Genomic DNA, 17,833 nt, shown 5'->3' with positions numbered 1-17,833 from the left:
ACCCCCGGACCGGCCGACCGTCACGGGGTCAGAGGAGTTCCTTCAGGGTGGTGGCGGCGCGGTCGGCGTCGTCGAAGGTGTTGTAGAGCGGGGCGAAGCCGAAGCGCAGGACGTCCGGCGGGCGGTGGTCGCCGATCACCCGGCGCTCGATCAGCCCCGCCATGAGCCGGGCGGCGTCGGGGTGGCGCAGGGAGACCTGGTGGCCGCGCCACTCGTCGGCCGGGGTGATCACCTCGATGCCCGGCAGGCCCTCCACGAGCGACCGGAAGTGGGCGGTCAGGGCCAGGCCCTTCGCGCGCACGTCCCTGAGGTCCACGTGGTCCCACACGTCGAGGGCGGCGTCCAGCGCGAGCATCGAGATGATGTCCGGCGTGCCCACCCGCGCACGGGAGACGCCCGGGTCCGGCGTGTACTCCGACGCCATCGCGAACGGCGCCTCGTGGCCCGTCCACCCGGTCAGCGGCTGCTCGAACCCCGCCTGCGCGGCCTTCGGCACGTAGAGGAACGCGGGCGACCCCGGCCCGCCGTTGAGGAACTTGTACGTGCACCCCACGGCGAGGTCGACGCCCAGCGCGTCCAGCTCGATCGGCAGCACGCCCGCGCTGTGGCACAGGTCCCACACCACCTTCGCGCCCACCGCGTGCGCCTGCCGGGTCAGCTCCGCCATGTCCAGCATCCGGCCCGTGCGGTAGTCGACGTGGTTCAGCAGCACGACCGCCGTCGTGTCCCGCAGGTCCAGCTCCTCGGGCGGGGCCGGGCGCAGCGCCAACCCGGTCAGCTCGGCCACCGACCGCGCGATGTACCCGTCGGTCGGGAACGTCCCCGCGTCCACGACGATCTCCGACCGGTCGGTGTTGCGCACCGCCGCCATCAACGCCTTGAACAGGTTCACGCTGGTCGAGTCCGCGACGACGACCTGCCCCGGACCGGCCCCGATGAGCCGGCCGATGCGGTCGCCGATCCGTTCGGGAGCCTCCCACCAGCCCTCCGACCAGCTGCGGATGAGCCGCCGGCCCCACTGCTCGCGCACCACGTGCCCGACCCGTTCGGCGACGCCCTTCGGCGGCGCGCCCAGCGAGTTGCCGTCGAGGTACACGACGTCGTCGTCGAGGTCGAACAGGTCACGGGTGTGTGCCAACGGGTCGTTCACACGTGGCTCCTGGCGGTCCACAGCTCGGGGAAGACGGAGCGCCGCGTGCGCTTCTCCAGCCACGCGACGCCCGCCGAACCGCCGGTGCCGGCCTTCGCGCCCATCGACCGGCGCGTGGCGAGCAGGTGGTCGTAGCGCCAGCGGGCGAACTCCTCGGCGATGTCGGTCAGCGCTTCGCCCAGTTCGAGCAGGTCACGCGACCCGTCGCGGTAGATGCCCGCCCACACGGCCTCCACCTCGGCGTTCGGCTCGTAGGGTTCGCTGACGTCGCGGCGGAGCACGTCCTCGGGGATCGGCAGGCCCTGCCGGTGCAGGGCGGCGAGCACGTCGTCGTACAGGCTCGGCTCGTGCAGCAGCGCTTCGAGCGCCTCGTGCTGCCGCGGCACGGCGCGGTGCGGCACGAGCATCGACCGGGACTTCTCGCCGAGCAGGAACTCCACCTCGCGGTAGCGGCCCGACTGGAAGCCGGAGCCCTCGCCCAGGGCGTCGCGGAACGAGTTGAACTCGGCGGGCGTCATCCGGGCGATCGGCCGCCACGCCGCGTTGAGCGCCTGCATGTGCAGGTCGCTGCGGCGCAGCGTGCGGACCGCCGCCCGCAGGTCGTCGGCGCGCAGCTCGGACTGGGCCTGCCGCCACTCGAAGCACAGCAGGCCGAAGTACAGCTCCATGACCTGCGTGATCACCAGGAACGACATCTCACGCGGGTCCTTGGACCACTGCTGTTGCAGCGAGTGCAGCACGGAGGCGTGCACGTAGTCCTCGTAGGGCGTCGTGCCGCCGAAGTCGAGTTTGGGTGAGACGGGGCAAGTCATGTCTTCCATGATGACCGCGCATCCGGGTTGGTTGAATGGGCAACGGATGGGGATCGAGGGAAAAGTCTTATGACCGGAAAGCGTCGAGGCGAGTAGCTTTGCGGTCGTGAGCACCGATCTCGACGGCGTGGACTGGGCCCTGCTGGAGGCCCTGCAGGAGGACGCGCGGCTGTCGTACAACGAGCTGGCCCGGCGCGTGCACGTCTCCCCGCCGACGGTCGCGCAACGCGTGCGGCGGCTGGAAAACGCGGGCGTCATCACGGGCTACCGCGCCACCGTGGACCCGACGGCGGTGGGACGGCCGGTGATCGCGCTGGTGCGGATGAAGTGCTACGGGCCGCGGTGCATCACGGTGCACCCCGAGCTGCTCGACGACTGCCCCGAGGTGGTGGAGGTGGTGCGGCTGACCGGCGACATCTGCTCGGTGGTCAAGGTCGTGACCACGTCGATCAGCGAGCTGGAGCGGCTGCTGGTGCGGCTGGGCGGCTACGGCGAGACGTCCAGCGCGATGGTGCTGTCGACGCCTATCCCGTGGCGCCCGGTGCGAGCTGGCTGAGCGCCAGCCGGACGTGCCCCTGCGTGCGTTCCAACGCCTCGGCGGCGCGTGCCGCGGGCACGCCGGCCAGCAGGTGCACCAAAGCCACCTTGAGGTCGCCGCCCGAGTCGGCCAGCGCGGACGTGCACTCCTTCTCGCCCAGGCCCGTCGCCTCGCGCAGGATGCGCACCGTGCGGCCGCGCAGCTTGGCGTTGGTGGCGCGCATCGACACCATCAGGTTCGAGTAGGTGCGGCCGAGCCGGACCATCACGGCGGTCGAGAACGACGTCAGCACCAGCTTCTGCGAGGTGCCCGCCTTCATCCGGGTGGACCCCGCGATCGCCTCCGGGCCCGTGTCGACCGCGATCAGCACGTCCACCTCGACCGGCGCGGGCGCGGTCGGGTTGTTGGACACCAGCACGGTGTGCGCGCCCAGGGCGCGCGCTTCCTCCAGCGCGGCCACCACGAACGGCGTGCGGCCGGACGCCGTGACACCGACCACCAGGTCTCCCGCGGCCGCGTGCCTGCGGATCTCGGCGGCGCCGTCGGACGCCTGGTCCTCGACGTCCTCGACCGCGTTCACCAGGGCGTCCCGGCCGCCCGCGTGGTGGGCCAGGAACCAGTCCGGCGGGGCGTTGAACGTCGGCACCAGCTCGGCCGCGTCGAGCGTGGCCAACCGGCCCGACGTGCCCGCGCCGACGTAGTGCACGCGACCGCCGGCGTTCAGCGCGCCGACGGCCAGGTCCGCGGCCCGCGCCAGCTCGGGCAGCACGGCGGCCACCGCGTCGGGGACCAGGCGGTCCTCGGAGTTGATCAGGCGGAGGACGTCCAGCGTGGGGAGCCGGTCGATGTCCGCCGTCCGCGGATTGCGCGCCTCGGTGGGCGAGTCCACGCGGACCGCGACGTCGTGCCGCGGCGGCGTCATTTACCGGACTCCCGGCGTCGCCTGCCGTCCGGCCGGGCGCCGAGGCGGTGCCCCGACACCGCGTCGTACGTCGCCTCCAGGGCCGTCTTGGCGCTGTCCACGTGCCGCTGGGCGACCCCGATGAACAGGCAGTCGATCACGGTGAGCTGCGCGATCCGGCTGGCCATCGCGCCGGAGCGGAACGTCGTCTCGCGCGCCGCCGTGGTCAGCACGTGGTCGGCCACCTCGCTGATCGGCGACCGGGGGAAGTTCGTGAGCGCCACCGTGGTCGCGCCGTGGTCCTTGGCGACCCGCAGCGCCTCGACGGTCTCTGCGGTGGACCCGGTGTGCGAGATGCCGACCGCGACGTCCGCGCCGGTCAGCACGGCGGCCGAGGTGAGCGCGATGTGCGTGTCGTTCCAGGCGAAGCAGGTGCGCCCGATCCGGTGCAGCTTCTGCTGGAGGTCGAACGCGACGAACGCGCTCGCCCCGAACCCGTAGACGTCCACCCGGCCCGCGCCCGCGACCGCCTCGACCACCGCTTCCAGTGTCTCCACGTTCAGCTGCTCGGCGGTCTCCTCGACCGCCCGCGCGTCCGCGAACGCCACCTTGCCCACGACCTGCCGCAGGTCGTCGCCGGGGCCGATGTCGCCGCCCAGGTCGCGGTCGGTGCGCATGGACGTGCGGGCCGTGTCGGCGGCCAGCGCTATGCGCAGCTCCGGGTAGCCCCCGACGCCGATCGCCTTGCAGAACCGGGTCACCGTGGTCTCGCTGGTGCCCGCGGCCTCGGCGACCTCGGTGATGCTGCGGTGCGCGACGGTCGCCGGGTTGTCCAGCACGACCTTGGCGACCCGCTGCTCGGCCCGGGCCAGGCCCGGCAGCAGCGAACGGATCTTCACCAGGGGGCTGGAATCGGCGGTGCTCTCGGTGGACACGTGGGAAACTTACTAACCGCCAAAACCAAGGTCAACGCAGGGTGGGTGTAACTCACCCCAACCGTGACCCAATGTCCCCGCTTGGCGGGGTCCGGCGGCCACCGTTGTCACTAACGGTCCGCGGTCCGCCACCCTTCGGGTCGCAAGCCCTCCGGTTCGCGCTCGGCGTCGAGCGCGACGCCCCGGTGGTCGCTCACCCGCACGGCGTCCACGTACACGCCGCGACCGCCGTAGCCCGTGCCCCGGACGAAGCGCCAGCGGAACCGCGCCGCCGACTCCGTCTCGATGTCCACGTTCCGCCAACGCCGGTCCCCGTACCCGGTCAGCGCCCCGACCTCGCGCCAGGCGGACCCGTCGGCGGTGGCCTCGACCACCACCCGGTCGCCGGGGTCGAGGTCGACGAACGCCCGGAACGACAACTTCTGCCGCTCGCCGCGGCGCGGGAGGTCGCGCGTGGTCAACGTGCCGCCGTTGACCTCGGGCGTCCACGCGTCGCCGTGCCGGGGCCGGACCGCAAGCGCTTGCGCGAGGCCGTTGGCGGCCACGCGGCGGGCCGGGTTGATCGAGCCCCAGTTGCGGCTCGGGTGCACCCGGTTGGTCAGCAGGATCGCGATCGACCGCGAGAGGGGGTCCAGCACCAGCGTGGTGCCCGTGTAGCCGGTGTGCCCGGCGGCCCTCGGCGACGTCAGCGCGCCCATGTACCAGCGCTGGTCCAGCTCGAAGCCCAGGCCGTGGGAGTTGCCGGGGAAGCCCTGGTTGAAGTCGGTGAGCATCAGCTCCACCGTCTCCTCGCGCAGGATCCGGGCGCCCGCGTGCGCGCCGCCGTTGAGGATGGCCTGGCCCAGCACGGCGAGGTCGCGCGCGGTGGAGAACACGCCCGCGTGGCCCGCGACGCCGCCCAGCGACCAGGCGTTCTCGTCGTGCACGCTGCCGCGGATGATGCCCCGGCCCGCCTGGTACTCGGTCGCCGCGATCCGGTCCAGCTTGGCGGCCGGCGGGTTGTAGCCGGTGTCCACCAGGCCCAGCGGGCGCGTGATGTCGTCGCGGACCAGCTCGTCCAGCGGCTTGCCCGACCACTTCTCGGCCAGCAGCCCGAGGGTGATCAGGTTGAGGTCCGAGTACAGGTACGTGGCGCCGGGCGGACTGCTCGGCCTGGTGTCCATCACGGCCTTGAGCCGGGACGGGACGTCCGGGTACTGCGACCACAGCGGCAGCCACGCGACCAGGCCGGACGTGTGGGTGAGCAGCTGCCGGACGGTGATCGACTCCTTGCCGTTGACGCCGAACTCCGGCAGGTGCCGGGCGACCGGGTCGTCCAGCCCGAACCGGCCCAGCTCGTGCTGGCGCATCACCACGATCGAGGTGAACAGCTTGGAGATCGACGCCAGGTCGAAGATCGTGTCGCGGGTCATCGGCACCCGCTGGTCCTCGGGCAGCTCTGTGCCGGCGGCGTCGCCGTAGCGGACCGCCCAGCCCGTCGGCTCGTGCGTGACCACGACGCCGTCGTGGGCGAACAGCGTGACGGCGCCCGCGAACAGCGGGTGGCCCGTCGCGTCGGGCGCGGTGTAGCGCTCGATCTGCGCCAGCGCGGCGTCCAGCGGAGCCGGGTCGAGTCCCACGCGCTGCGGGGTACCCGTTCGCAGCACGCTGCTCGACCAGCCCTCGTGCGGCTGGTCGAAGCGGGCCTCGCGGCCCTCGGCGTGCGCCGGCAGGGCGGCGGCGGTGAGCACGGCGGTCGCGATCAGCAGGGCGGGGGTGCGCATCGCTGTCTCCCTCTACCGGTAGCGCAGGTACGGCCGGCGGGTGCGGTCGAACGCGGCCAGCTCGTCGGACCAGGCGCCGACCACCTCGTCGGTGCCCGCGCCCGCGTCGACCATGCGGCGCAGGCGGTCGGAGCCGCTGAGCTTGTCGATGTAGTGGTCCGGCCGCCACGCGAAGACCTCGGGGTAGCGGGCCTTCGCGGTGACGATCATCGCGACCGCCGTGCGGGGCGCGTCGAAGCGGTGCGGGTCGGTGAGGTGCAGGGCCACCCCGCCGCACAGCTTGTTGGCGAACTTGTTGAACGTGGGCGTGAAGTAGGTCTCGCGGAACAGCACGCCGGGCAGCCCCAGCGCGTTGAGGTCCTCGGCCCACCGCCAGTCCAGGCCCGGCGCGCCGATCGTCTCGAACGGGCGGGTGGTGCCGCGGCCCTCGGAGAACACGAGCCCCTCGAACAGGCACGTGCCGGGGTAGACCAGCGCGGTGTCGTGCGTGGGCACGTTCGGGCTGGGCGGGATCCACGGCAGGCCGGAGTGCAGGTCGTCCCGCTTCCAGCCCTGCACGTCGACCACGTCGAGGCTTGCGAGCCGGCCGCCGTCGGTCGGCAGGAACTCGCCGTCGAACAGGCGCGCCAGCTCGCCGATCGTCATGCCGTGCTGCTGCGCGATCGGCTTGCGGCCGACGAACGTCGCGTACGCGGGGTCGAGCTGCGGGCCGCGGGCCGTGCCGCCGACCGGGTTGGGCCGGTCGAGCACGACGAACCGCGTGCCCGTCTTCGCGGCGGCCTGCATGACCGCGTACATGGTCCAGATGTAGGTGTAGAAGCGCGCGCCGATGTCGGCGATGTCGAACACGAGCGTGTCGACGCCCGACTTGGCGATCATCCCGGCGATCTTCTCGGCGCTCGCGCCGTAGGTGTCGTAGACCGGGATGCCGGTGCGCGGGTCGAGGTAGTCGCCCTCCGAGCCGCCCGCCTGCGCCGTGCCGCGGAAGCCGTGCTCGGGGCCGAACGCGGCCAGGGGCCGCAGCCCGGCGGCCACCATCGAGTCGACGATGTGGGTCTGGTCGCGCAGCGCGCCGGTCGGGTTGGTGACCACGCCGACCCGGTCGCCCGCGAAGCGCCGCCAGCCGTCCCGGGCGAGCTGCTCCGCGCCGGTCCGCACGGGCCGGGGGCGGTCCGGGACCTCGGCCGCGCCGGGCGGGTCGAGCGCGGTGAGCGCGGGCACGGCGAGCGCGCCGGCGGCGAGGAAGTGCCTGCGGTCCATGTCGTCACCAGCCGATGCCGTGGCCGAAGGGGTAGGGGGTCGGGCCGGGCACCTCGACCGGCAGCCGGCCGGTCGGCGCGACCTCGCCGGTGATCACCCGGGCCAGCGCCGCCATCGACACCGCGCTGTAGGAGTAGGTGGCCAGCCAGGTCGGCGCGGTCGTGTGGGCCACGTCGTACGGGTTCTGCACGGCGACCGCGACGACCGGTTTGCCGGTGGCCAGCAGGCTCGTCAGCAGGGTCTGCTGCGCGGGTTGCCGGGACAGCGCGTTGGTCAGCACGACGACCACGTCCGCGGCGCCCGCGGCCTGGACGGCGGCCGTGACCTGGGCCTGGGTCGGGGTGGCGCCGGTGGGCAGCGCGGTGCCGCCGAGGTGGCCCGCGAGGGTGCGGGTCGTCGTCTCGCCCCAGCCCGTGACCAGCGCGGCGGTCGGCTTGGCGGGCAGCGGCAGGACGCCCGCGTCGTTGCGGACGGCGGTGACGGTGCGCTCGGTGATCCGCCGGGCGGCGTCGAGGTGCTCGGCCGGCCCGACCGCCGAGTCGACCTTGTCCACGTCCACGAGCGGGCCGGTGAGCATGCCGCGCAGGAACTTCATCCGCAGCACCCGCAGCACGCTGCGGTCGATGCGCTCCTCGCTCAGCTCGCCGCTGCGCACGGCCGCCAGGACGCTGTCCACGGCCAGGCCCAGGTCCACCGGCATCAGCAGCTGGTCGACGCCCGCCTTGAGGGCCAGCACGGGGATCTCGGCGTCGCTGTGCAGCAGCCGCACACCGGCCATGGCCAGCGAGTCGGTGATCACCACGCCGTCGTAGCCGAGGGTGCGGCGGAGCAGGTCGAGGGCGGGCTTGGACAGCGTGGCCGGTTCACCCGACGGGTCGATCCTCGGCATCTGGATGTGCGCGGTCATGATCGAGTCGACGCCCGCGGCGATGGCCGCGCGGAACGGCGGCGCGTCCACCGCGTTCCACTCCGCCTCGGTGCGGTCGACCTTGGGCAGCGTGGTGTGGCTGTCCTGGTCGGTGTCGCCGTGGCCGGGGAAGTGCTTGGCGGTCGCGCTCACGGTGTGCTTGGCCAGTGCCCGCCCCTGGTAGCCGCGCACCTGCGCGGCGGTCAGCTCGGCCGCCAGGGCCGGGTCGCCGGAGTAGGAGCGCACCCCGATGACCGGGTTGGCCGGGTTGGAGTTCACGTCCGCGTCCGGCGCGAAGTTCTGGGTGATGCCCATGGCGCGCAGCTCGCGGGCGGTGATGCGGGCGGCCTGCTCGGCGTCGGCGGCGCTGCGGCCCGCGCCCAGGGCCATGTTGCCGGGGAACTGGGTGGCGGGCGGGCCGATGCGGGTGACGATGCCCATCTCCTGGTCGGTGGCGATGGCCAGCGGGATGCGGCTCGCCCGTTGCAGGCCGTTGGAGAGGGTGGCGATCTGGCGCGGCGTGTCGATGTTGTCGTAGCTCGAGTTGTTGAAGTAGATGACGCCGCCGGGCTGGAACTTCGCCACCACCTCGGCCGGGGTGGCCACGCCGAAGTCGCGCAGGTTGCCGGGGTGCGCCTCGTCCGGCGACTGGCCGTGGACGTAGGTGACGAAGAGCTGCCCGACCTTCTGCTCCAGCGACATGCCCCGCACCAGCGCGGTGAGGTGCCGCGCCTGGTCGGGGGCGGCGGGCGCCGGTGGTGTCACTGCGGAAGCCGCGGCCACGGCGACGGCGACGAGCGGACGGAGCACTGCGGCCTCCCCACTGGGAATCTCCCACCACTGCGTGGTGCGTTTGGCAAGTTACCCACGTCACAGAGGTGGGTCAACGGGTTGCGCTGCGTGGCCATTGTGGGGAGGGGCACCGACAAAACCCGAGGTTTGGCGAGTCACCCGTTCGGGCACATGTTCGGCGAGTCGCGCTTTCGGGCAGGAGGCAGGCACACAAAGACGGTGGGACCCCTCGTGGAGGGGTCCCACCGTCGTCAGCGCGGGCTTTCGAGTTACCAAGCGTGCAACTCGTGTCGTACCGACCTGGCCTCGGCGTCCGGCGTCCCGGTACGCAGGCCCTAGACGACAAGCCTCCCGCGGCGTGCTGCGCGTGGGTGTCTCGAAGTCCGCGCGCGGAGCTCTGTCGGGGTGGACGAGGCTTCTCCTCCGCTTCGCCCCTGGCCGACCCGAAGTCCGCACTTCCTTTGTAGTAGGTGTCCGCCGTCACAGCAAGGGCTCGATGGGGTGCACCGGTCAAGCGACGTTCAGTAGCGGAAAGGCTTTCGTGGCAGCGGTTTCCGGCCGTTCGCGACCCCGGTACCGCCGACCGGGCGCAGGCTCCGGGTGAATCAGCTCCGGCGGCGCCTGCGCAGGCCGTACCAGGCCACGCCGGCCGCCGTCGCCGCGCCCAGCCCGATCGCGGTGACGGCGACCGCCGCGCCCGACGGGCGGGGGATGCGGGCGCGCAGCGACACCGGGTCGGAGAACGTGAGCACCGGCCAGCCGCGTTGGGCGGCGACCCGGCGCAGCGCGCGGTCCGGGTTGACCGCGGTGGGGTGGCCGACGGCCTCCAGCAGCGGCAGGTCGGTGATGGAGTCGGAGTAGGCGAAGCACCGGCTCAGGTCGTAGTCGTGCTGCTCGGCGAGCTGCTTGACGGCGATGGCCTTGTTCTCGCCCGCGCAGTAGAAGTCGACCTCGCCGGAGTAGCGCCCCTCGGCGACGACCATCCGGGTGCCCACGCTGTGCGTCGCGCCGACCATGGTCGAAATGGGCGCGACCAGCTCCTCGCCCGAAGCGGACACCACGACCACGTCGTGGCCCTCGCCCTTGTGGTCGCTGATGAGCTGCGTGGCCTCCTTGTAGACGAGGGGGTCGACGATGTCGTGGAGCGTCTCCTCCACGATCGAGCGCACCTGCTCGACGTCCCACCCCTCGCAGAGCGCGGTGATGTGCGAGCGCATCCGGTCCATCTGGTCGGCGTCCGCGCCGGCCAGCATGAAGACGAACTGCGCGTAGGCGCTCTTGAGCACCGCACGCCGGTTGATCAGGCCCTCTTGGAAGAACGGCCGGCTGAACGCCAGCGTGCTCGACTTGGCGATGACGGTCTTGTCCAGGTCGAAGAACGCGGCGACTCGACTGCCGGCGGTGGCGTGCTCGGTCACCGGTCAAGCTTAGGCGGGGCGGGTGCGCCGGGCCGCCGGCAGAGGTTCGGCGGTTTACGAATCAGGTGTGCGGTCCGTCGAATTTTCGCGTCCCTCTAACGGAAGACACGCATGACCCTGTCCCGTGGGGATACAGTAGACGGGTCCGGCTCGACCGGACGGGTTCAGTCCGACCCCCCGGGACTGAACCAATGACGACCCCCGTCCCTCCCCCCTGGCGGGGGTCGTCCCATGTCCGGGGTCGGTTCCGCGGGTGTCCCGCGCTGGACCTCCGCCGGCTCGCGGCTCCCCTTGCATCACCGCCCGATCTTCCGTCGCGCCACCCGTGGCGGCGGTCGGGCGCGCCGCCGTGACGCCTCGGGTTGTCCACAGGCCGTCCGGTTGTCCACATGTTGATCATGCGCCGTTGTGTCCTTCCTCACCGCCGGCCACCGTGGAACCCGCACACCCACAGCGAAAAGGGGAGGTCGGGATGAGGCGGCCGGTGGCCTTGGTGGCCGACGGGGGACTGGTGGACGAGGTGCTGCACGCTGCGGCGGTCGCGGGCTGCGAGCTGGAGCGCGTGGTCGACGTGACGGCGTTGCGCGGTCGGTGGCACAGCGCGTCGGCGGTGCTGCTGGACGAGGGCGCGGTGCTCGCCTGCGAGGCGGCCGGGTTCCCGCGCAGACCGGGTGTCCACGTCGTCGGCGCCGGGCCGCCGGGCGCGGAGGTGTGGCGGCGCGCGTTGGCGCTGGGCGCGGAGCAGGTGCTGGAGCTGCCCGCCGACCACGACCGGTTGCGGGCGGTGCTCGCCGACGCCGCCGAGGGCGTGCCCGAGGGCGCGGGGAAGGTGCTGGCGGTCCTGGGCGCGCGGGGCGGCGCGGGCGCGTCGGTGCTAGCGGTGGCGGTGGGGCAGGCCGTGCTGGCCGCCGGCGGGCACGGGTTGCTGGTGGACTGCGACCCGTTGGGCGGCGGCCTCGACCTGACGTTGGGCGCGGAGCGGCAGGAAGGGCTGCGGTGGCCCACGCTGCGGCTGACCGGGGGCCGGGTGCCGGCCTCGGCCCTGCGTTCGGCGCTGCCGGGTCGTTCCGGTCGGCGGGGCGCGCTGACCGTGCTGTCCTGCGGCCGGACGGGACCGGGTCCCGAGCCGGAGGCCGTGGTGGCGGTGGTCGAGGCGGGCAGGCGGGCCGGGGACACGGTCGTGTGCGACGTGCCGCGGCAGCTGACCGCCGCGGGCTGTGCCGCCCTCGACCGGAGCGACCTGGCGGTGCTCGTGGTGCCGGCGGACGTGAAGGCGTGCATGGCGGCGAAGCCGTTGGTCGAGCGGACGGCCGAGCGCGGGGTGCGGCTGAAGGCGGTGGTGCGCGGCCCGGCTCCCGGCGGGCTGACCACGGCCCAGGTGGTGGAGGCGATCGGCGTGCCGCTGCTGACCACCATGCGCCCCGAACCGAGGCTGGCGCGGGCGCTGGACAACGGCCGGTTCCCGCGCGCCACGCGGGGTCCGCTGGCGAAGGCGGCGCGGGAAGTCCTGGCGGCACTCCATGCGCACTGAACTCCTTGCGGCACACCGTGAACCGTCCTCTCCGTTTGCGATGTCCGTGCGCACGGTGGCCGGTGAAGCCGTGCCCTGTGGCGGCTCGTGGGTGTCGGTCGTTCCTCGTCGGACACTCCGGTCGCCGAGTGGCGTCGGCGTGTTCGCCCGGCGCTGCCGCCTCACGCGCTCGTGCCTCAGGAAGGTGCTTGCTCGGCGGGGCCTTGCGCGGCCGGCACGTCACCGGGTCGCGGCGGTGTTCGGAGCCGCGCTGCGGTGCCGGTGGTGCTGCCGTTCCCGACGCCTGCCGCGGTCGCCCGTGCCAACCGGCGGGTGGGGCGGCTTGCGGTCCGGCGCGGAGTCCGGCGTGTTGGGGCGGCAATCCGGCGCTTCCCGTTGTCCGGTGGTTCCCCGCCTGTGCGCGGTGGCGGCTGTCGGTTCGTCGGCACCACCGCCGGTTCTTCCTTCCTGCCTGTTCCACCTCCTCCCGACCGATCGGAGGGCGGCGTGATGAATTGCGAGCGCGGGCCTGGCCTGGCGCGTCATCCCGGGTACCGGCCGCGGCCGGTGTTCCGGACCTGTCGTCCCGTGGCGCTCTCCGAGGTCGTGCTCGGCGAGCTGGCGGCGGCGCTGTCGCACGGCAGCCGTGCCGTCGCGTCGGGGCCGGCCGCGCGCGGTCGGGGGTTGTGGGAGGGGGCCGGTCGTGAACGATCTCGTTGAGCGGGTGCGGCAGCGGTTGGCCGGTGGGCACGGCGAGTTGACGCCCGCGGCCGTCGCGGCGGCCGTGCGCGGCGAGGCCGGCGGGGTGCTGGGCGACGAGGACGTCCGGCGGGCGCTCGCGGTGCTGCGGCAGGAGTTCGTCGGAGCCGGGCCGCTCGAACCGCTGCTGCGGGATCCCGGCACGACCGACGTGCTGGTCACCCGGCCGGACGAGGTGTGGGTCGACGGGGTGGGCGGGTTGCGGCGCACGGAGGTCGCCTTCCCCGACGAAGCGGCGGTGCGCCGGCTCGCGCAGCGGCTCGCGGTCGCGGCGGGGCGGCGGTTGGACGACGCCGCGCCCTACGTCGACGGGTGGCTGCCCCACTCGGTGCGGCTGCACGCGGTGTTGCCGCCGATCTCGCCGTTCACCTGCCTGTCGTTGCGCGTCCTGCGCCCGGCGGTGCACGACCTGGCGACGTTGCGGGCCTGCGGCACGTTCGACGACCTGGCGGCCGACCTCCTCCGCGCGATCGTGGCGGCCCGCCAGGCGTTCCTGGTCGTCGGCGGCACGGGCTCGGGCAAGACGACGCTCCTGGCGGCCCTGTTGGGGTGCGTGCCGCACCACGAGCGGGTGGTGTGCGTGGAGGACGCGGGCGAGTTGCAGCCCGACCACCCGCAGGTCGTGCGGCTGCTGGCCCGCGGCCCGAACGTCGAGGGCGCGGGCGAGGTGACCCTGCGCGACCTCGTCCGGCAGGCGTTGCGGATGCGGCCGGACCGCATCGTGGTCGGGGAGGTCCGGGGCGCGGAGGTGTGCGAGTTGCTGTCGTCGCTCAACACCGGGCACGACGGCGGGGCGGGGACGCTGCACGCCAACTCGCCCGCCGAGGTCCCGGCCCGGTTGGAGGCGCTGGCCGCGCTCGGCGGCCTCGACCGGCACGCCCTGCACAGCCAACTCGCGGCGGCGGTGAAGGTCGTGGTGCACGTGCGCCGCGCCGCCGACGGGAGCCGGCACCTCGCCGAGATCGGCGTGCTGCACCGGCGGTCCGGCGACCTGGCCGTGCGGCCCGCCTGGCGACGTGACGGCGGTTGGCAGGAGGCCGGCCCGGCGCTCAAGTCGCTGGTGGGGTGGTCATGAGCCTCCTGTTGCTGGCCGCCGCACTGCTGGTGCTGCCCTCCGGGCGGGCGCGGCGACGCATCGCCGGGCCCCGTGGGCACCGGTGGCGACGGTTGGCGCCGAACCGGGCCCTCGTCGTCCTGGCGGGCGCGGTCCTCGGGCTGCCGGTGGGAGTCGGTGGGGTGGTGGCGGGTGCCCTGCTGGCGGCGACGGTGTGGCGGACGTGGCGGGAGACGGCGCGTCAACGGGACCACCTCGCGGCGTCCGTCGCGCTCGCCGACGGGGTGAAGGCGTTCGTCGCGGAGTTGCGCGCGGGCGCGCACCCGGCCAAGGCCGCGCTCGGCGCGGCGCAGGACGCGCGGCCGCCGGCGAGCGACGTGCTGCACGTGATCGCGGCGACGTCGGCCCGCGGCGGCGACGTGGAAGCGGCGCTGGCCGACGTGCCGGACGCCCACCACCTCGCGCGGGCGTGGCGGCTCTCGGCGGTGCACGGCGTGCCGTTGGCCGACGTGCTGGACGCGGTCCGCCGCGACCTCGACCGGCGCGGCGCGTTCGCGCGGCAGGTCCACGCCCGCATGGCCGGTCCGCGGGCGGGCGCCGCGGTGCTGGCCGGGTTGCCGCTGTTCGGCGTGGTGCTCGGGGAACTGGGCGGCGCGGGCCCGCTGGCGGTCCTGGTCGGGACCGCCCCGGGCCAGGTGCTGCTGGTCGTCGGGGTGGTCCTGATCTGCGCCGGGCTGCGCTGGAGCGGTCGGCTGACCAGGCAGGTGATCGCATGAGCCTGGTGCTGCTCGCCCTGGCGATCGTCACGTTCCCGACGCCGTCGAGGGCCGCGTCGCGCCTGAGACCCGTGCGGGTGTGCAAACCACAGCCGAAGGCCAGACCACCGGACCCGTTCGCCGCGGCCGCCGCGTGGGACCTGCTGGCCGCCGCGCTGCGGGCGGGCCTGCCGGTGGCCTCGGCGGTGCGCGCGGTCCTGCCCGGCGTCCCGCCAGGACCGGCCGAACGCCTCCGCGAGGTGGTCGAGCTGCTCACCCTCGGGGCGGATCCGGTGCACGCCTGGGCGGGGGCCCTCGCCCACCCGGACACCGCGCCGCTGGCCAGGGCGGCCCGCCGGACGGCCCGGTCGGGCGCGGCCCTGGCCGGGGCGGCGGCGGACCTGGCGGCGGAGGCGCGGGCGGCGGTGTCCGACCAGGCCGAGGCCCGCGCGCAACGGGCCGCGGTGCTCGTGGCGGGACCGCTGGCGCTGTGCTTCCTGCCCGCGTTCCTGTGCCTGGGCGTCGTGCCGGTGGTGATCGGGATCGTCGGCAGCGTGACCCACAACCTGTGAATGTCCACAATGGAGGAATAGGGAATGTTCGCTGTCAAGCGGGAAGTGTTGGACGACCGTGGCATGTCCACTGTGGAGTACGCGATCGGCACCGTCGCGGCGGCCGCTTTCGCGCTGCTCCTGTACTCGCTGCTGAGGGGCGACTGGGTCCTGGAACTGCTGCAGGACCTGCTCCGGCGGGCGTTCGTGGTGGACACGTGATGCGTGACGACCGGGGCGGGGTGACGGTCGAGGCGGCGGTGGCGGTGTGCGGGCTGGTGGCGGTCCTGGCGCTCGGGCTCGCCGCGGTGATGGCCGTCGTGGGGCAGCTCCGATGCACGGACGCGGCCCGCGAGGCGGCGCGCCTGGTGGCGCGGGGCGACGACGCGCGAGTCGAGGGGGTGGTCGAGGCGATCGCGCCGGGCGGGGCACGGTGGTCGATCCGGAGGGAGGGCGACACGGCTTCGGTGGAGGTGAGCGTCTCGCGGCTGGGCGTCGAGCTGCGGGCCCACGCCTACGCCGTGCTGGAACCGGGGGTGGCCGGCGGCTGACCGGGCACGCCTCACCCCCACTCCTCCGCCCCCGTTCCTCCTCCGCCTCTCCGTCCAAGCCGCTTCACCTGCGCCGCTCCGCACCGGCGGCGAGGCCGATGACGGAGGCGGGCGAGCACCGGCCGGATCACGTCCGGGTGATCCGGGGTGGTGTCGATCGGAAGGAGGCGGCGGACGGCCGGCTGCGGGCGGGCGACCGGTGGCGGGAGGGAGGTGGCGGGCGGGCGCGGAAAGGCCGGCTGACGGGGATTGGTGGCAGGCGGAAGGCGGCGGGCAGGTGGCTGGCTGGGGAAGGGGCGGCCGGCGCGTGACAGGTGGTGGAAGGAGGTGGCCGGCGGATGACCGGTGGCGGGAGCGGGGTGGGCGGTCGATGACCGGGATCGGTGATGCTCGGGGCGAGGGTGGTCCGGTGGGTGAACGGTGGTGGGCGTCCGGGCGGCGGTGGTTCGCGGCGGGTCGTGGGCCGGCGTGGTCGAGGGGGCGGTGGTGGCGGCTCCGGGCGTGGCTCCGGCGGCTGTGGTGGTGGCCAGGGCGGTGGCGGGGGAAGCGGTGGTGGGTGGTCGGTGACCAGGGGTCGGCGTCGGTTGTGGCGGTGGTGGTGGCGGCGATCTGGTTCGGGGTCGTCGTGGTCGGTGTGCGGGTCGGTGAGGTGGTCGTGACCAGGCACCGGCTGGGTGCGGCGGCCGACCTGGGCGCGCTCGCGGCGGCCGGGTGGCTGTCCGCCGGGGTCGCCCCGGCGTGCGGGCGGGCCGAGTGGGTCGTCGAACGGATGGGCGGTCGCCTGACCGGCTGCCGGGTGGAGGGCGGGGAGGTGGACGTGACCGTGTCGGGTGAGCCCGCGGTGTTCGGCGCGCCCAGCGCACGCGCCCGGGCAGGTCCGGCCGAACCGCGACCGCCGCCCGCCGCGACGAACGGTCGTCCGCCGGCGGTGAGCGGACTCACAGAACCGCACATCCGCGGCTTCGAGGCGCAGCGGTGGCTGCCGCGTGGTTCTGCCGCACGCCCCCGCCCGCTTCGCTCGCCGTGCCACAACGACCAGTTGTCGAAAGGCGGTTACCAAAACCGCCGGTCATGGCGTTAGTTCAAGTGGTGGCACCGACACGGTGTCGAACAACACGCGACACGGTGTCGTGGAGCGCGACGCAGGAGGCGAACGGAAGATGGAGTGGTCGGATAGCTGGCGCGGGGCCTTCCGCATCGAGCTGCGCGCAGAGGCGGTCAACCTCGCGTGGCACGGGTGGCCTGTGCTGCCGGGCACCTATCCGGCGGGCGAGCGGTGGGCCGGCCGCGACGGCGTCGAGGACACCGGGCCGGTCCCGGTGCACGACGACTGGCAGGAGCGCATCGGCACGAAGGCGGAGCGGGTCGCCACCTGGTGGGCGGGCCACTCCTACAGCATCCTGCTGGCCACCGGGCACGGCGTGGACGCCGTCGAGGTGGACGCCGACCTCGGCCGCCGCGCCGCGGTGGCGCTGCGCGCCACCAACGTGCCCGTCCCGATCGTGGCGACGCCGCAGGGCCGCTGGCTGTTCCTGGTCGCCTCCGGCGGCGCGCCGGTGACCGACCCGGGCGTCCGGCACTACGGCCGGGGCGAGTACGTCCCGCTCCCGCCGAGCCCCGAGCAGGTCGGCGTCGTGCACTGGCGGGTCAAGCCGCAGATCTGCGCGTGGCAGCTGCCGCACGTGGACGTGGTGCGCGATGCGCTGCTCCAGGCCGCCGACGTCACCGCCGAACCCGCCCCCGACTACGGCCTGGTCGCCGCCGACCGGTCGTGACCGACCCGGCCGTGCCGGACGTCGTGGTGTCTCTCCCCGACCACCCCGAGCACGACGTCCAGCACGGCCACCCCGCCCGCCTTGTCCAGCGGATCGTTGCCGTTCCCGCACTTGGGCGACTGCACGCAGGACGGGCACCCGGCCGGACACGCGCAAGCCGCGATGGCCTCCCTAGTAGCGACCAACCACGGGACTACCGCGTCGAACCCGCGGTCGGCGAACCCGGCTCCACCGGGATGACCGTCGTGCACGAACACCGTCGCCTCCCCGGTGTCCTGGTGCAGCGCGGTCGAGACTCCGCCGATGTCCCACCGGTCACAGGTCGCGAAGAGCGGTAGCAGGCCGATCGCCGCGTGTTCGGCGGCGTGCAGTGCGCCGGGGACGCGCGCCGGGACCAGCCCC

General features: G+C 74.0%; 18 protein-coding genes. 9 read left to right on the top strand and 9 right to left on the bottom strand.

The features are described from left to right. Window positions 1-28 precede the first annotated feature (28 nt). Window positions 29-1,150: a kynureninase gene (gene kynU, locus ACFXGA_RS00245; protein ID WP_378082810.1), complete on the bottom strand. Its 1,122-nt coding sequence runs from the start codon at window positions 1,148-1,150 to the stop codon at window positions 29-31. Continuing rightward, window positions 1,147-1,962 carry a tryptophan 2,3-dioxygenase gene (locus ACFXGA_RS00240; RefSeq protein ID WP_378082808.1) on the bottom strand — a complete coding sequence of 272 codons (816 nt, stop codon included), beginning with the start codon at window positions 1,960-1,962 and terminating at the stop codon, window positions 1,147-1,149. The genes kynU and ACFXGA_RS00240 overlap by 4 nt, the downstream gene beginning before the upstream one ends. A 106-nt stretch (window positions 1,963-2,068) precedes the next feature. On the opposite strand from ACFXGA_RS00240, the gene ACFXGA_RS00235 reads away from it, so the two are divergent. Further along, the gene (locus tag ACFXGA_RS00235; protein WP_378082806.1) at window positions 2,069-2,518 is read left to right on the top strand and encodes an Lrp/AsnC family transcriptional regulator; all 450 of its coding nucleotides are present in this window, start codon (window positions 2,069-2,071) and stop codon (window positions 2,516-2,518) included. On the opposite strand, the gene murQ is transcribed toward ACFXGA_RS00235, so the two are convergent. The 6 genes from murQ to ACFXGA_RS00205 all read right to left on the bottom strand — a co-directional run bounded on the left by murQ (window position 2,487) and on the right by ACFXGA_RS00205 (window position 10,476). Continuing rightward, a complete protein-coding gene (gene murQ, locus ACFXGA_RS00230; protein WP_378082805.1) occupies window positions 2,487-3,422 on the bottom strand; it encodes an N-acetylmuramic acid 6-phosphate etherase in 936 nt (311 codons plus the stop codon). The two genes, ACFXGA_RS00235 and murQ, sit on opposite strands and share 32 nt — an antisense overlap. Further along, the gene (locus tag ACFXGA_RS00225; RefSeq protein ID WP_378082802.1) at window positions 3,419-4,336 is read right to left on the bottom strand and encodes a MurR/RpiR family transcriptional regulator; all 918 of its coding nucleotides are present in this window, start codon (window positions 4,334-4,336) and stop codon (window positions 3,419-3,421) included. The genes murQ and ACFXGA_RS00225 overlap by 4 nt, the downstream gene beginning before the upstream one ends. Window positions 4,337-4,446: 110 nt before the next feature. Beyond that, window positions 4,447-6,099: a serine hydrolase domain-containing protein gene (locus tag ACFXGA_RS00220; RefSeq protein ID WP_378082800.1), complete on the bottom strand. Its 1,653-nt coding sequence runs from the start codon at window positions 6,097-6,099 to the stop codon at window positions 4,447-4,449. Between the two features lie 12 nt (window positions 6,100-6,111). Next, on the bottom strand, window positions 6,112-7,359 hold the full coding sequence (locus ACFXGA_RS00215) for an exo-beta-N-acetylmuramidase NamZ domain-containing protein (RefSeq protein ID WP_378082799.1): 1,248 nt from the start codon (window positions 7,357-7,359) through the stop codon (window positions 6,112-6,114). A 4-nt stretch (window positions 7,360-7,363) separates the two neighbouring features. Further along, window positions 7,364-9,076 carry a glycoside hydrolase family 3 N-terminal domain-containing protein gene (locus ACFXGA_RS00210; RefSeq protein WP_378082797.1) on the bottom strand — a complete coding sequence of 571 codons (1,713 nt, stop codon included), beginning with the start codon at window positions 9,074-9,076 and terminating at the stop codon, window positions 7,364-7,366. A gap of 587 nt (window positions 9,077-9,663) precedes the next feature. Continuing rightward, window positions 9,664-10,476: an HAD-IB family hydrolase gene (locus tag ACFXGA_RS00205; protein WP_378082795.1), complete on the bottom strand. Its 813-nt coding sequence runs from the start codon at window positions 10,474-10,476 to the stop codon at window positions 9,664-9,666. A gap of 472 nt (window positions 10,477-10,948) precedes the next feature. Between ACFXGA_RS00205 and ssd the strand changes: the two genes are divergently transcribed. The 8 genes from ssd (at window position 10,949) to ACFXGA_RS00165 (ending at window position 17,431) form a co-directional block, all read left to right on the top strand. Beyond that, complete coding sequence (gene ssd / locus ACFXGA_RS00200) at window positions 10,949-12,007, top strand: septum site-determining protein Ssd (protein WP_378082793.1); 1,059 nt, start codon at window positions 10,949-10,951, stop codon at window positions 12,005-12,007. 682 nt (window positions 12,008-12,689) lie between these two features. Beyond that, on the top strand, window positions 12,690-13,820 hold the full coding sequence (locus ACFXGA_RS00195) for a TadA family conjugal transfer-associated ATPase (RefSeq protein WP_378082791.1): 1,131 nt from the start codon (window positions 12,690-12,692) through the stop codon (window positions 13,818-13,820). Then, window positions 13,817-14,575 (top strand): type II secretion system F family protein, encoded by a 759-nt coding sequence (locus ACFXGA_RS00190; protein ID WP_378082789.1) that lies wholly within the window; start codon window positions 13,817-13,819, stop codon window positions 14,573-14,575. Before ACFXGA_RS00195 ends, ACFXGA_RS00190 begins: the two co-directional genes overlap by 4 nt. After that, on the top strand, window positions 14,572-15,126 hold the full coding sequence (locus ACFXGA_RS00185) for a type II secretion system F family protein (RefSeq protein ID WP_378082787.1): 555 nt from the start codon (window positions 14,572-14,574) through the stop codon (window positions 15,124-15,126). Before ACFXGA_RS00190 ends, ACFXGA_RS00185 begins: the two co-directional genes overlap by 4 nt. Window positions 15,127-15,189: 63 nt before the next feature. After that, a complete protein-coding gene (locus tag ACFXGA_RS00180) occupies window positions 15,190-15,327 on the top strand; it encodes a DUF4244 domain-containing protein (protein WP_378082786.1) in 138 nt (45 codons plus the stop codon). Beyond that, entirely contained in the window at window positions 15,327-15,656 is a 330-nt protein-coding gene (locus tag ACFXGA_RS00175) for a TadE family type IV pilus minor pilin (protein WP_378082784.1), read from the top strand. Before ACFXGA_RS00180 ends, ACFXGA_RS00175 begins: the two co-directional genes overlap by 1 nt. A gap of 556 nt (window positions 15,657-16,212) precedes the next feature. Beyond that, complete coding sequence (locus tag ACFXGA_RS00170) at window positions 16,213-16,737, top strand: Rv3654c family TadE-like protein (RefSeq protein WP_378082783.1); 525 nt, start codon at window positions 16,213-16,215, stop codon at window positions 16,735-16,737. 79 nt (window positions 16,738-16,816) lie between these two features. Further along, on the top strand, window positions 16,817-17,431 hold the full coding sequence (locus ACFXGA_RS00165) for a bifunctional DNA primase/polymerase (RefSeq protein ID WP_378082781.1): 615 nt from the start codon (window positions 16,817-16,819) through the stop codon (window positions 17,429-17,431). Here the strand turns inward: ACFXGA_RS00165 and ACFXGA_RS00160 are convergent. Next, window positions 17,401-17,833, bottom strand: a 433-nt coding sequence (locus ACFXGA_RS00160; RefSeq protein ID WP_378082779.1) for a Zn-binding domain-containing protein, incomplete at its 5' end; no start/stop codon positions are given. The two genes, ACFXGA_RS00165 and ACFXGA_RS00160, sit on opposite strands and share 31 nt — an antisense overlap.

The organism is Actinosynnema sp. NPDC059335 (assembly GCF_042752395.1).
Taxonomy (GTDB): Bacteria; Actinomycetota; Actinomycetes; order Mycobacteriales; family Pseudonocardiaceae; genus Actinosynnema.
The sequence above is the reverse complement of the archived record's forward strand: the minus strand, read 5'-3'. Positions and strand labels throughout refer to the sequence as shown.

Bases quoted from the DNA above. Each gene is read 5' to 3' on its own strand.
- ACFXGA_RS00240 (WP_378082808.1), bottom strand. From the start codon at position 1,962: ATGACTTGCCCCGTCTCACCCAAACTCGACTTCGGCGGCACGACGCCC.
- murQ (WP_378082805.1), bottom strand. From the start codon at position 3,422: ATGACGCCGCCGCGGCACGACGTCGCGGTCCGCGTGGACTCGCCCACC.
- ACFXGA_RS00220 (WP_378082800.1), bottom strand. From the start codon at position 6,099: ATGCGCACCCCCGCCCTGCTGATCGCGACCGCCGTGCTCACCGCCGCC.
- ACFXGA_RS00215 (WP_378082799.1), bottom strand. From the start codon at position 7,359: ATGGACCGCAGGCACTTCCTCGCCGCCGGCGCGCTCGCCGTGCCCGCG.
- ssd (WP_378082793.1), top strand. From the start codon at position 10,949: ATGAGGCGGCCGGTGGCCTTGGTGGCCGACGGGGGACTGGTGGACGAG.
- ACFXGA_RS00190 (WP_378082789.1), top strand. From the start codon at position 13,817: ATGAGCCTCCTGTTGCTGGCCGCCGCACTGCTGGTGCTGCCCTCCGGG.
- ACFXGA_RS00185 (WP_378082787.1), top strand. From the start codon at position 14,572: ATGAGCCTGGTGCTGCTCGCCCTGGCGATCGTCACGTTCCCGACGCCG.
- ACFXGA_RS00180 (WP_378082786.1), top strand. From the start codon at position 15,190: ATGTCCACTGTGGAGTACGCGATCGGCACCGTCGCGGCGGCCGCTTTC.
- ACFXGA_RS00175 (WP_378082784.1), top strand. From the start codon at position 15,327: ATGCGTGACGACCGGGGCGGGGTGACGGTCGAGGCGGCGGTGGCGGTG.
- ACFXGA_RS00165 (WP_378082781.1), top strand. From the start codon at position 16,817: ATGGAGTGGTCGGATAGCTGGCGCGGGGCCTTCCGCATCGAGCTGCGC.